The organism is Anabaena sp. WA102, from assembly GCF_001277295.1.
In the GTDB taxonomy this organism is placed as follows: Bacteria; Cyanobacteriota; Cyanobacteriia; order Cyanobacteriales; family Nostocaceae; genus Dolichospermum; species Dolichospermum heterosporum.
Genome location: NZ_CP011456.1, coordinates 2,979,958 through 2,994,524, shown reverse-complemented (window position 1 = coordinate 2,994,524; position 14,567 = coordinate 2,979,958). Strand labels below are relative to the sequence as shown.

Annotated in this window: 4 protein-coding genes and 3 rRNA genes; 5 read left to right on the top strand and 2 right to left on the bottom strand. The window is 43.6% G+C overall.

Going from position 1 to position 14,567, the window contains the following annotated elements; genetic code table 11:
* Nucleotides 1-471 precede the first annotated feature (471 nt).
* From AA650_RS12890 to rrf, 3 genes are all read left to right on the top strand, one after another.
* Nucleotides 472-1,958, top strand: a 16S ribosomal RNA gene (locus AA650_RS12890).
* Nucleotides 1,959-2,230: 272 nt separating this feature from the next.
* Nucleotides 2,231-5,056: ribosomal RNA gene (locus tag AA650_RS12885) — 23S ribosomal RNA — on the top strand.
* A 123-nt stretch (nt 5,057-5,179) separates the two neighbouring features.
* Nucleotides 5,180-5,297: ribosomal RNA gene (rrf, locus tag AA650_RS12880) — 5S ribosomal RNA — on the top strand.
* The 16S, 23S and 5S rRNA genes sit together here, the layout of an rRNA operon.
* 635 nt (nt 5,298-5,932) lie before the next feature.
* Here rrf and AA650_RS12875 read toward each other — a convergent pair.
* A complete protein-coding gene (locus AA650_RS12875) occupies nt 5,933-6,400 on the bottom strand; it encodes a cadmium resistance transporter (protein WP_325064629.1) in 468 nt (155 codons plus the stop codon).
* A 195-nt stretch (nt 6,401-6,595) separates the two neighbouring features.
* The gene (gene shc / locus AA650_RS12870; RefSeq protein ID WP_053539320.1) at nt 6,596-8,503 is read right to left on the bottom strand and encodes a squalene--hopene cyclase; all 1,908 of its coding nucleotides are present in this window, start codon (nt 8,501-8,503) and stop codon (nt 6,596-6,598) included.
* Between the two features lie 153 nt (nt 8,504-8,656).
* On the opposite strand from shc, the gene AA650_RS12865 reads away from it, so the two are divergent.
* The gene (locus tag AA650_RS12865) at nt 8,657-9,826 is read left to right on the top strand and encodes a glycosyltransferase (protein WP_053539319.1); all 1,170 of its coding nucleotides are present in this window, start codon (nt 8,657-8,659) and stop codon (nt 9,824-9,826) included.
* A 1,177-nt stretch (nt 9,827-11,003) separates the two neighbouring features.
* Entirely contained in the window at nt 11,004-14,537 is a 3,534-nt protein-coding gene (locus AA650_RS12860) for a DUF4114 domain-containing protein (RefSeq protein ID WP_053539318.1), read from the top strand.
* Nucleotides 14,538-14,567: the final 30 nt, after the last annotated feature.

Sequence of the window (14,567 nt, the reverse complement as noted above, 5' to 3'; positions counted from 1 at the left end):
GTTTCTTTACACAGTTTGGTTTTATTGTGTTCACCTACTTAGGGCTTGCTGATAGCGCAGCGTGGCGTTAGCCATACTTATGTCCCTCACAGATAACTTTTCCAGCAACCCCTACTTACTTACTATATTTCTCTAACCTGCATCAAGCAGAAAATATCACTCTTGTTTTTTCGCCATATCCATAACATTATTGCCGATCCGATAAATCAAAAATACCCTAAATCCCTAATTGCATAGGGCTTTCAGCTATTTCCGACCCACCCCCTAAAAAATATTTCTCAAACCCCTTGACAGAAAAAGGAAGGATTGCTATATTAGATAAGTGCCGAGAGAAAGAAACAACTCCCGGACAACTGAACCGAGAAAAAATAATACTTTGAAAGAATAGATTAAACCAATCCTCGTCGTAAAGATAATTGAAAGAGGATTCGAGATTTTAACTAATTTCGGAGCCAACAAACTCGAAAAAACAAAATGGAGAGTTTGATCCTGGCTCAGGATGAACGCTGGCGGTATGCTTAACACATGCAAGTCGAACGGTCTTTTAGGAGATAGTGGCGGACGGGTGAGTAACGCGTAAGAATCTACCTTCAGGTTGGGGACAACCACTGGAAACGGTGGCTAATACCCAATGTGCCGAGAGGTGAAAGGCTTGCTGCCTGAAGAAGAGCTTGCGTCTGATTAGCTAGTTGGTGGGGTAAGAGCCTACCAAGGCGACGATCAGTAGCTGGTCTGAGAGGATGATCAGCCACACTGGGACTGAGACACGGCCCAGACTCCTACGGGAGGCAGCAGTGGGGAATTTTCCGCAATGGGCGAAAGCCTGACGGAGCAATACCGCGTGAGGGAGGAAGGCTCTTGGGTTGTAAACCTCTTTTCTCAGGGAAGAACAGAATGACGGTACCTGAGGAATAAGCATCGGCTAACTCCGTGCCAGCAGCCGCGGTAATACGGAGGATGCAAGCGTTATCCGGAATGATTGGGCGTAAAGGGTCCGCAGGTGGCATTGTAAGTCTGCTGTTAAAGAGTTTGGCTCAACCAAATAAAAGCAGTGGAAACTACAAAGCTAGAGTGTGGTCGGGGCAGAGGGAATTCCTGGTGTAGCGGTGAAATGCGTAGATATCAGGAAGAACACCGGTGGCGAAGGCGCTCTGCTAGGCCAAGACTGACACTGAGGGACGAAAGCTAGGGGAGCGAATGGGATTAGATACCCCAGTAGTCCTAGCCGTAAACGATGGATACTAGGCGTAGCTCGTATCGACCCGAGCTGTGCCGTAGCTAACGCGTTAAGTATCCCGCCTGGGGAGTACGCAGGCAACTGTGAAACTCAAAGGAATTGACGGGGGCCCGCACAAGCGGTGGAGTATGTGGTTTAATTCGATGCAACGCGAAGAACCTTACCAAGGCTTGACATGTCACGAATTCCGTTGAAAGATGGAAGTGCCTTCGGGAGCGTGAACACAGGTGGTGCATGGCTGTCGTCAGCTCGTGTCGTGAGATGTTGGGTTAAGTCCCGCAACGAGCGCAACCCTCGTTTTTAGTTGCCAGCATTAAGTTGGGCACTCTAGAGAGACTGCCGGTGACAAACCGGAGGAAGGTGGGGATGACGTCAAGTCAGCATGCCCCTTACGTCTTGGGCTACACACGTACTACAATGCTACGGACAAAGGGCAGCTACACAGCGATGTGATGCGAATCTCATAAACCGTAGCTCAGTTCAGATCGAAGGCTGCAACTCGCCTTCGTGAAGGAGGAATCGCTAGTAATTGCAGGTCAGCATACTGCAGTGAATTCGTTCCCGGGCCTTGTACACACCGCCCGTCACACCATGGAAGTTGGTCACGCCCGAAGTCGTTACCCCAACCGCAAGGAGGGGGATGCCTAAGGTAGGACTGATGACTGGGGTGAAGTCGTAACAAGGTAGCCGTACCGGAAGGTGTGGCTGGATCACCTCCTTTTAGGGAGACCTAATCCATTTAGAACTTGAAAGCAATGCAAGTTGTGAATAGAAACTAAATTGGTCTAACCTAGGTCGGTCGAGATTGGTAGATATCTTTCAAAGTATTATTCGGCTTAGTTCAAAAATTGAATCAAAGTCAGCACCTAACAACTATGGTTAGACTGCTGGGTTAAATTCCAGCCAGAACCTTGAAAACTGCATAAGAGAAAGAGAAAAAGCAGGCAGACACAGACATTGAGATGGATGTGAAAGCAAACAAGCAGAAAATGTGGTCAAGCTAATAAGGGCTAATGGTGGATACCTAGGCACACAGAGGCGAAGAAGGACGTGGTTACCGACGAAATGTTCCGGGGAGTTGGAAGCAAACTAAGAGCCGGAAATATCCGAATGGGGCAACCCTATGTACTACCTGTTGAATATATAGACAGGAAAGAGCCAACCCAGCGAACTGAAACATCTTAGTAGCTGGAGGAAGAGAAATCAAACTAGAGATTCCCTAAGTAGTGGTGAGCGAAAGGGGAAGAGCCTAAACCAAGGGATTTATCCTTTGGGGTCGTGGGACAGCGATATCGAATCTAGAGACTAGACGAAACAGCTAAATACTGTACCAGAGGGGGTGAAAGTCCCGTAGTTGAAAGTCAAAGGATAGTAGCTGAATCCCGAGTAGCATGGAGCACGAGGAATTCCATGTGAATCAGCGAGGACCACCTCGTAAGGCTAAATACTACTGTGTGACCGATAGTGAACAAGTACCGCGAGGGAAAGGTGAAAAGAACCCCGGAAGGGGAGTGAAATAGAACATGAAACCATAAGCTTACAAGCAGTGGGAGTCCGATTTAACGGATGACCGCGTGCCTGTTGAAGAATGAGCCGGCGACTTATAGGCACTGGTAGGTTAAAGCGAGAATGCTGGAGCCAAAGGGAAACCGAGTCTGAAGAGGGCGTGATATCAGTGTTTATAGACCCGAACCCTGGTGATCTAACCATGTCCAGGATGAAGCTTGGGTAACACCAAGTGGAGGTCCGAACCGACCGATGTTGAAAAATCGGCGGATGAGGTGTGGTTAGGGGTGAAATACCAATCGAACCAGGAGCTAGCTGGTTCTCCCCGAAATGTGTTGAGGCGCAGCGGTTGTGATTAAATCTGGGGGGTAAAGCACTGTTTCGGTGCGGGCTGGGAGACCGGTACCAAATCGAGACAAACTCAGAATACCCAGAGAACACACAGCCAGTGAGACAGTGGGGGATAAGCTTCATTGTCAAGAGGGAAACAGCCCAGACCACCAGCTAAGGTCCCCAAATCATCACTAAGTGATAAAGGAGGTGAGATTGCCTAGACAACTAGGAGGTTTGCCTAGAAGCAGCCACCCTTGAAAGAGTGCGTAATAGCTCACTAGTCAAGCGATCTTGCGCCGAAAATGAACGGGGCTAAGTGATGTACCGAAGCTGTGGGATTACTAATCATAATCGGTAGGGGAGCGTTCCGTCGTAGGTAGAAGCAGTAGCGGCGAGCAGCTGTGGACGAAACGGAAGTGAGAATGTCGGCTTGAGTAGCGCAAATGTATGTGAGAATCATACACCCCGAAACCCTAAGGGTTCCAGAGCCAGGTTCGTCCACTCTGGGTTAGTCGGGACCTAAGGCGAGGCCGAACGGCGTAGTCGATGGACAAAGTGTCAATAGTCACTTACTGTTCTGTGGGAGCATAGACAGGGACGCATGAAAGATAGCCATACCCTGATTGGTTTGGGAGGGGTTTACGAACTCCGAGTGGTGAAGGAAAGTGCCAAGAAAAGCTGTGTATGTGATGAAGATAGAACACCCGTACCCGAAACCGACACAGGTAGGGAGGTTGAGAATACCAAGGGGCGCGAGATAACTCTCTCTAAGGAACTCGGCAAAATGGCCCCGTAACTTCGGAAGAAGGGGTGCCCACCTAAGAAGTGGGTCGCAGTGAAGAGATCCAAGCGACTGTTTACCAAAAACACAGGTCTCCGCCAACTCGCAAGAGGACGTATGGGGGCTGACGCCTGCCCAGTGCCGGAAGGTTAAGGAAGCTGGTCAGCGAAAGTGAAGCTGGCGACCGAAGCCCCGGTGAACGGCGGCCGTAACTATAACGGTCCTAAGGTAGCGAAATTCCTTGTCGGGTAAGTTCCGACCCGCACGAAAGGCGTAACGATTTGGATGGTGTCTCAGAGAGAGACTCGGCGAAATAGGAATGTCTGTGAAGATACGGACTGCCTGCACCTGGACAGAAAGACCCTATGAAGCTTTACTGTAGCCTGGAATTGTGTTCGGGCTTCGCTTGCGCAGGATAGGTGGGAAGCGGTGAGTTATTCCTTTTGGGGAATAAGGAGCTAACGGTGAGATACCACTCTGGCGAAGCTAGAATTCTAACCCACGACCGTAAGCCGGTCGGGGAACAGTTTCAGGTGGGCAGTTTGACTGGGGCGGTCGCCTCCTAAAAGGTAACGGAGGCGCGCAAAGGTTCCCTCAGCACGCTTGGAAACCGTGCGAAGAGTGTAAAGGCAGAAGGGAGCTTGACTGCAAGACCGACAAGTCGAGCAGGTACGAAAGTAGGCCTTAGTGATCCGACGGCGCAGAGTGGAATGGCCGTCGCTCAACGGATAAAAGTTACTCTAGGGATAACAGGCTGATCTCCCCCAAGAGTCCACATCGACGGGGAGGTTTGGCACCTCGATGTCGGCTCATCGCAACCTGGGGCGGAAGTACGTCCCAAGGGTTGGGCTGTTCGCCCATTAAAGCGGTACGTGAGCTGGGTTCAGAACGTCGTGAGACAGTTCGGTCCATATCCGGTGCAGGCGCAAGAGTATTGAGAGGAGTCCTCCTTAGTACGAGAGGACCGGGAGGAACGCACCGCTGGTGTACCAGTTATTGTACCAACAGTAAACGCTGGGTAGCCAAGTGCGGAGAGGATAACCGCTGAAAGCATCTAAGTGGGAAGCCCACCTCAAGATGAGTACTCTCACTACAAAAAGTAGGTAAGGTCACGGGCAGAACACCCGTTAATAGGCTCTAAGTGGAAGTACAGTAATGTATGAAGCTGAGGGGTACTAATAGACCGAGGGCTTGACCTCTATTCAATTTGTTATTGTGATTTCTCTTTCTCAAATGCAGTCTTCAGGGTTATGAACACCCTCAGTTAGAATCTAAAATTATTCTTTAATTCTAAATTCTCAATTCTCAATTCTAAATTCTTTCCTGGTGTCTATGGCGCGGTGGAACCACACTGATCCCTTCCCGAACTCAGAGGTGAAACGCTGCTGCGGCGACGATAGTTTGGGGGTAGCCCCACGTGAAAATAGCTCGATGCCAGGTTTAATACTTACAATAAGCCCTCTCATTACATAATGAGAGGGTTTGTTTTTAGCTAGACATGATATAGTTACTACAACTGTCGGCGTTGCTGATTAAGAGTATGATTTTATTTCACGCAGAGGCGCAGAGTCGCAGAGAGTAAGAGTTTCATTTTTTTGATTTTTCAATTTCATACCTCAATTCAGCAACGCCCAACTGTCATTATAGTTTTTTATGGCACAAGTTTTTCCTTCACTAGAACAAATTCATCAATTACGCGCGAAACCTACTGATGGTGATTTGCATTTACTTAACTTTTTATCGGAAAATTTAGATAATAATTAGGACTTATGCACTGTACAAATTGATCATCTCTAGACAAAAACAACTAATTATTAGTCAAGCAAAACAACAAAAAATAAAAGGTGCAGCGGGTGCAGGAAAAACTTGCATTAAAGCTATTTCCAAAAATTAGTTATAGTAAAAGTACCGCGTTCATAAATAATAAATAATAAATAACCCTAAACCAATTAACACAAAGGGGACAATAGCCTGACGATAAATATTTAAAATATAACCAATAGTAGTTTAACGACTCAATAAATAAGCAATACCACCGTAAACCCCAACCATGCCAAAAAATATCACGAGAATAATTAAATTACTAAGTTAGCAAAATTTTCTCCTGCAAATAGAGGTATATAAATACTGATATTATCACTACCATTTGCAACCGTAACTGCTGCAACTTTACAAGTATTTGGATGTAGAATATTCGATAACCAAGAAAATACAGATTGAGGATGTAATGGCTTGACGAAATCACTATTAACAGTCTGAATTTCCGTATTTGTCTCTTCTCTATTTAGTAATTGTTTGATAATTATTGGTAATATTCCTAATAATCCAATTAATTCTCTCTTGATAAATAAACCACCAAAAAAACCTGGTAAACTGAGGAGAATAATAACAGCGAAGCCCAGATATTGACCGATAAAAATATGTCTACGGCGGAAATTTTGATCTATTTGCGAAAAAAATAGGAGCAAAATAATAATGTCATCAATATTAGTGACTGTAAAAGCAATGATGCTTTGAGTAAAAGTAGTAATTAGACTATTCATTGCCAATATTTATGTAAAAGTTCAGAGTTTAAAAAGCTGCTACACAAACAAAGTTCACATTTCGACAAGCTCACTGTAACACTTGTCGAACTGCTCAGTGACCACCTGCATAGGCTAACAAAGAATTAAGGGCTGAAACCCATGAAGGTGGTTTTTGTCTGTGTACAGGATGAACCTAGCCTTTTCAAATATCCTCTAACGAATTGCTTGATATCTTCCCAAAGCCATTAAAGGAAAATACTGTTGATAAAGGTGATACTTCAAATAAAAATGACAAGGAAAGCCCGTGCCGGTAAAGTAAATTTCATCCCAAGTACCATCGGATTTTTGCGTTTCTAGCAGGTAATTAATCCCCTTTTCAATACTATCAAGAGCTAATTTTCCCGTAGCTTCACCTGCTGCTATTAACCCAATTAAAGCCCATGCAGTTTGGGATGCTGTACTGTCACCTTTTCCTTTTAAACTAGGATCATTGTAACTAAAACAAGTTTCTCCCCAACCACCATCAGAATTTTGTACTTTTACTAACCAAGCTGCACCTTGATTTATATCTCTAGCATATTTCAAAGGATTAATTAAAGCCAAAGCTGATAAAACGCCGCTAGTTCCATAAATGTAATTTACACCCCAACGTCCAAACCAACAACCTTCTATTTCTTGTTCTTTCAAAAGATAATCTAAAGACTTTTCTAAATTATCTGGTTGAATTGATAAATTACAAGCCCCCAACATTTCCAATACTCTAGCAGTGACATCAGCCGTATTTGGATCAATCATCGCTTTCAAATCACCATAGGGGACAGAATTGAGCCATTCTTGATCATTATTAAGATCAAAAGCCGCCCAACCACCTGGTTTACATTGCATCGTCGCAATCCAATTTAAAGCCCTATCAATAGCTTGTTTTTTTAGTTCCTCATTTGGCAATTTTGCTTGATGTAAAGCCATGACAACCACAGCCGAATCATCCACATCTGGGTAAAAACGATTTTCAAATTCAAACGCCCAAGCACCGGGTTTTCCCTGCTTGTTTTTGACATTCCAATCACCATAATCGAGAATTTGTTTCTCTATTAACCATTCTCCAGCTTTAACAATAGCCGGATCATTTGGGGCAAAACCTGAATCAATCAAAGCCCGAATCGCCCAAGCTGTATCCCATACAGGAGAAACACAAGGTTGGACACAGTAACTATTTTCTGTTTCAATGGCGAAATTATCAACTGCTTTTAAACCCCGTTCGATAACCGGATCATTAGCATCATAATCTAAACACTTTAAAGCTAACAGAGAATTTAACATTGCGGGAATAATCCCCCCCCAATCACCTGTAACTTCTTGACGTTCTAAAATCCATTTTTCTGCGGCTTTAATTCCTTCATTTCTAAAAGGAACAAAGTTAATACTTTCTGCTAATTTAAAGCCATCATCAAGGATATTAAAAATATCTGACCAATCACCATTTTTTGGTAATTGCCAAACCACATTCTCTATACATTCAGCATATAATTCATCTAAATTAATTGGCTGATCAATGTTAAAAATTGGTTTTCGATCAAAGACAATTAATAATGGCACAGTGCTAGAACGCGCCCAACTCGAAAGTTCATAAATATTGAAGAAAAAATTATCGGGTAGCAACATTACCCAAGGTGGTAAAGAAGGCAGTCCGCGCCAATTATAACAGCCAATTAAAGCTAGATGTAACTTTGTAAAAATCCGAGTTTTGCTAATACCACCTTTAGCTAAAATTAGAGATTTCGCTTTCAGCAATGCGGTATCTGTAGCGGGTACACCTAACAATCTTAAAGCCATATAGGCTTCTACAGTTGTGTTTAAATCTCCACCATCACCATAAAACAATTCCCAACCTCCATGTTCTCGTTGTTGAGAACGGAGATAATTTTCAACTTTATGTAAAGGTCTGGTTTTCTCAGTTCCCCAAATCTTATGTAATAAAACAGCTTCCGAAGTGATGGTAACATTAGACTCTAACTCAGCCCACCAATAACCATCGGGATTTTGAATAGAAAGTAGATGTTTTTGACTTGCGGCTATCGCATCAACAACTTGCTTGACTTTTATTCTATCTTGTGTTTGCATCAAATACCTACCTCAGCACCAAACAATATTTAAATAACATAACCGAATTACGAGAAAATTCTTCCGCAAAATCAGCAAACATTGTATTCTATCCAAGTCAGTAAAAGAATTAAATTTGTCTTTTAAATTTTAAATTGGAGTACAGCAACAGTTATGGCAACAATTATATTCAGTTTGACCCTTCTATCCTTAGTCATTTGGATATTTTTACTCTTATTTTGGGGGCAGTTTTGGCGAGTTAATCACCAATTAGAAGCAAATAAAGATAAAGATATTGATAACAACATCTTACCGACCGTGTGCGTAATAATTCCTGCCCGTAATGAAGCCGATGTCATTCCTGTTAGCTTGCGATCGCTCCTCCTGCAAGACTATCCTGGTAAATTCACCATCTTCCTAGTAGACGATCAAAGTAGCGACGGTACAGCCAACTTTGCCCAAGGAGTAGCCCACGCCCTCGACAAAACCCCACAATTGCAGATTATATCCAGCCCCCCATTACCTCCGGGTTGGACAGGCAAATTATGGGCAATGGAACAAGGTGTACAAACAGCCAGCCAATTAAAACCAGACTATTTTTTACTTACAGACGCAGATATAGAACATCATCCCAGTAACCTCCGCCGCCTAGTTGCCAAAGCCGAAGCACAGAAATTAGACCTCGTATCCATCATGGTACGATTACGCTGTCAAAGCTTTTGGGAACAACTATTAATACCCGCATTCGTCTTCTTCTTCCAAAAACTCTATCCCTTTTCCTGGGTAAATAACCCCAAAAAGGCGATCGCCGCCGCCGCCGGAGGTTGTATTCTCATTCAGAAAGAAGCCCTCAATCGAATTGGTGGATTACAAGTTATTCGTCAAGCCCTAATTGATGACTGTTCCCTAGCCAAAGCCGTCAAATCAACCAAGGGAAAAATCTGGTTAGGACTCAGCACTCTCACCCGTAGCTTACGCCCCTACGATTCCCTCAAAACAATTTGGGATATGGTCGCCAGAAGTGCTTATACACAACTGAATTATTCCCCCTTTCTCCTCCTAGGTAGCCTCTTAGGAATGATCTTAGTTTATATAGTCCCCCCAATAGGAATTATTTTAGGACTGGTATTCGGGAATTGGATAATTACCCTCACCTCTGTCATCGGATACCTGCTAATGACTTTTGCTTACTTCCCAATTACTCGCTTTTACAAATGCTCCCCCGCTTTTGCCTTTAGCCTACCCATAATTGCCTTTATGTATACTTGTATGACACTAGATTCAGCATTACAACATTGGCAAGGTCTTGGAGGCGCATGGAAAGGTAGAGTATATGCCAAATAACAAAATAGGAGAAGCAAAAGCAGCAAAGACAGAAATTTCCCTCTTCTTTTGACTTCTGACTTGGCGTAAGCCATAAGTAGTGGGACAGAATTAATTACACAATGTCATTGCGTAAGCGTTGCGTGGCGTTAGCCATATGGAACGAAGTGAAATGAAGCAATCGCAAGGATTGTGATTGCTTCGCTTCGCTCGCAATGACTGTAAATATTTTTGTCCAATTACTTACTTCTGACTCCTGATCCCTAATCAAGCCAGAGTTTACCCCGTTGACAACCAGTAGCAGACATTTTTCCTAAAAATCCCCATTTTTACCCATTAAACACCAGCCCCAGCATTAACCACACATTAGGATTACTGGTAAAGACAGTAGATCAAAAGTAGTCAGAATATTTAAAACAAGTCCGGATTGGACATTAACAATTAGGGATTAAGTTATAGGAATCTGGACTTGAGAACAGGGAAGAGAAATTTTTCCCATTGATATCAAGTATCATAACCGCAGACTAAAACAGATTGTCATGTTTACAGCCAATGATAAAAGCCCAACTCAGGAATTTGCGTGTTATTGACCTCAACTTCACAGAAACTTCACAACTAATAACACAATATCTAGGCTATACTGTTTTCGGACAATCAAAGTAAACTTTCTCATTAGTGAAAAGCTAAGAGTCCTTAAATCAAATCAGGTATAAACTTCAGCATCTTCCCGCGTCTGGGTGTCGTCGGCAAAAACCCCAATTCTTAAATAGACCTGGATTTGATTATATGAGGTGAAAAATTTGGTACACAAATATGGATATAAAGAGAGTTTGATCTGGCATAGAAACTAACCGTATCTGACCATCCGAAAAAATTATCTCCACCAACTCTGGCGACTCAACTGCAAGCCAGGGAAGTCTCATCATACCAGGGTATTAACTACTATTCCCCTATTTCCATCAAAAGTTACTCTAACGACTCAAGCTTAGGGGCAACCACGCATATTTACCCCAGAGGTATGAAATTCTGTCCATACTATCACCAACACTCTAGCCACTCAACTACAGCCTAGAGCTATTTCTCAACGCAGATTTATAGCAAATACTTGTGTAACTAGGGTGGAACTACTTATTACACCAGCTTTGCTGTAACCGAAATTTGTCAACCATTGAAGAAAAACTAATAACACTACATCATTATGGAACCACTCACCACAACTGAAGATAGCAGCAATCCATCAATAGAACCATATCCTATCGCTACCACAACTGAAGATAGCAGCAATCCATCAATAGAACCATATCCTATCGCTACCACAACTGAAGATAGCAGCAATCCATCAATAGAACCATATCCTATCGCCACCACAACTGAAGATAGCAGCAATCCATCAATAGAACCATATCCTATCGCCACCACAACTGAAGATAGCAGCAATCCATCAATAGAACCATATCCTATCGCCACCACAACTGAAGATAGCAGCAATCCATCAATAGAACCAGATCCTATCGCCACCACAACTGGAGTCAGCAGCAATCCATCAACAGAACCAGATCCTAATCCTATCGCCACCACAACTGGAGTCAGCAGCAATCCATCAACAGAACCAGATCCTAATCCTATCGCCACCACAACTGGAGTTAGCAGCAATCCATCGATCATAACAAGTGAAAATAGCCCAGTTGAGGAGATCCCATTTGAAGCAGCCCTACCAGATTCTAATTCCAGCAGTGACAATGAAGAGGTATTTTTGATCGGTATAGATCCTGTAACTGGCGAGACTATTGTTATCGATCCTGTAAGTGGTGAGATTATACCCACTTCCACTCCCATATCCAACAACAACGGCTTTACTATCAAGGGTGTAAGTAGCGATGAGTTCGGCTACTCAGTTGGCGCTGTTGATATTAACGGTGATGGAATTGAAGATATCGTCATTGGTTCACCTTCGAGCGATCCTAATAACAAAAGCAACGCCGGAAAAACCTATGTAGTCTTTGGTGAAAGAGATTCACTTAATCGAACCATAGATGTCTCTAGCCTCGATAACACTAAAGGCTTTGTGATCAATGGGGCTAAAGCAGGCGATAAATCCGGCTATTCTGTTAGGAATATTGGGGATATTAATGGTGATGGTGTTGATGACCTAGCCATTGGAGCACCTGGTGCAAATGGGAATAGTCTCGGCTCTGCTTATGTCATCTTTGGCAGTAACGACCCCAACTATTTTAATAGTCCCATCGAACTTTCCAACCTTGGCAGTAAGGGCTTTAACATTCAAGGCAGTGGATTTAGTAGTAATGCCGGTTGGTCTGTTAGTGCTGCGGGCGATATCAATGGTGATGGCATCAAAGAGCTATTAATTGGCGCAACCAATCCTGGTGACAACGGATCAGGGACTATAGGTGAAAGCTATGCCATCTTTGGGAAAGAGAATTTTGACTCAACCCTAAACCTCGACGACCCAAACTTTGGGCTTGATGACGGTTTGATTATCTACAGCTATAACCCGGATAACCCAAGTGATGACAACAATAGCTTAGGTTATTCTGTCAGTGACGCTGGGGATATCAACGGTGATGGAATTGATGACCTCATCATTGGTGCGCCCTATGCGAATCCCAATGGTAACAATTCTGGCAGCAGTTATGTCATTTATGGGCGTAGCAATGACAACCCCTTTACTGATGATATTAACATTGCCAACCTCAGTAGCAGCGATGGCTTTGTCATCAACGGACAAGATGCTGATCAATCAGGACTCTCTGTTAGCAAAGCTGGGGATATCAACGGTGACCGCATCGGAGACTTGATTATTGGTGCGAAAGGCAAAGGCTATGTGGTCTTTGGCAAACAAGATTTTGGTTCTAGCATCAATCTTTCTGACCTTAATGGTAGCAATGGCTTTACCATCAATGGTATTTCAACCCTTGATAACTCCGATTGGTATGTCAGTGGTGCTGGGAATATTAACGATGATGACATTGATGACATCATCATTGGGGCAAAAAATGCTAATAATAATGTTGGACAAGTCTACGTCATTTATGGCACAGAGGAAGACTTTGCACCTACCTTTGAACTCTCAAGTCTCGAAAGTCCCGACAGTCAAAATGGCTTTATAATTGACGGTGCTTCTATAGGTGATAAGTTAGGTAGCTCGATCAGTAATGGAGATTTTGATGGTGACGGTGTTAACGATTTAATTATTGGCGCACCTGGATCAGGGAAAGTCTATGTGCGGCTTGGCACTGGCACTGATACTGACACGGGAACCGACACGGGAACCGACGCTGGCACTGATACGGGAACTGATACGGGAACCGACACTGGCACTGATACGGGAACCGACACGGGAACTGACACGGGAACCGACACGGGAACTGACACGGGAACCGACACGGGAACTGACGCTGGCACTGATACGGGAACCGACGCTGGCACTGATACGGGAACTGATACGGGAACCGACACTGGCACTGATACGGGAACCGACACTGGCACTGATACGGGAACTGACACGGGAACTGACACTGGCACTGACACGGGAACTGACACTGGCACTGATACGGGAACTGACACTGGCACTGATACGGGAACCGACACGGGAACTGATACGGGAACCGACACTGGCACTGATACCGGAACTGACACTGGCACTGACACTGGCACTGACACGGAAACTGTTAACGTTAACGATTTCCTCTCACTAATTAGTGATAATGTCTTCAATATCAAAGATAACGACGGCAAAGTGACACTAGAAGTAAAATTGACAGGATTCAATTTTAATGGTTTCTATGAAATAGGAGTATTTACTGTTGATGATGCGTCTGGTAAAATAGATGGAATTGTTCCAGGTGAACCTGGTTATGCAGAAAAAGCATTAGCAAAAGGTCAGATAATTTTCTCTACTATTACTAATCTTCCTGCTGGATTTGATCTCACTAGCCTCGGTAGGTTATTAGAGTTTAACTCCAATGACAATTTGAGATTCTATTTAGTAAAAGATGGTTCAACCGATTCTGTACTGAATAAGAACACACCCATTGGCAATGTTCTCTTTGCCAACCCTTCTACTGTAAAAATTACAGACTTGGGGTCTAATAGTTTCTCTCTAAATTGGGAAGATGGTTCTGGTAATCCAAGTGGATTCGACGATTTGCAAGTCCAGATTCAAGCAAATGATAAATCTATGCCTTTGGGTACAGCTTTGCAAAGTAAACCACAAGGCGAATCGCTGGATTTACGGGGTATTACTAGTGCAGTAACCGCTGATTTTACTGTTTACCGAGAAGCAAGTTACAACAATTTCGTTGGTTTCTATCGCGTAACTGATGGGAATGGCGGTATTGATACTAGTGGTGATGGTATCGCTGATATCCTCCCAGGACAGGATGGTTATGTGCAAGCGGCTCTAAATGGTCGTGTTTCTGATGTTAGTTTGAACGTGAATAACGGCGGAACAGCAGGTTTCAATACTACCCTTCAAGGTGGTGCTATGTATGTACCATTTCTTGTGGCTAATGGTACACTTGATGCCCTACTTGATAGAAATCCTAATAATAACCCAGATATTTACTTCGCCTTCTTGGGGGCTAACTCAGATGGTGTAGATCATGTGCGGATGTTAGGTGATAACACCTTTGGTTTTGAGGATTTACGTGGTGGTGGTGATAAAGACTTCAATGATGTGATTGTTAAAGTCAATTTGGCACCAGTAGTTTAGCTTAAAAGATATTTCTCCGGTTTAAATTCT

Bases quoted from the DNA above. Each gene is read 5' to 3' on its own strand.
- AA650_RS12875 (WP_325064629.1), bottom strand. From the start codon at position 6,400: ATGAATAGTCTAATTACTACTTTTACTCAAAGCATCATTGCTTTTACA.
- shc (WP_053539320.1), bottom strand. From the start codon at position 8,503: ATGCAAACACAAGATAGAATAAAAGTCAAGCAAGTTGTTGATGCGATA.
- AA650_RS12865 (WP_053539319.1), top strand. From the start codon at position 8,657: ATGGCAACAATTATATTCAGTTTGACCCTTCTATCCTTAGTCATTTGG.
- AA650_RS12860 (WP_053539318.1), top strand. From the start codon at position 11,004: ATGGAACCACTCACCACAACTGAAGATAGCAGCAATCCATCAATAGAA.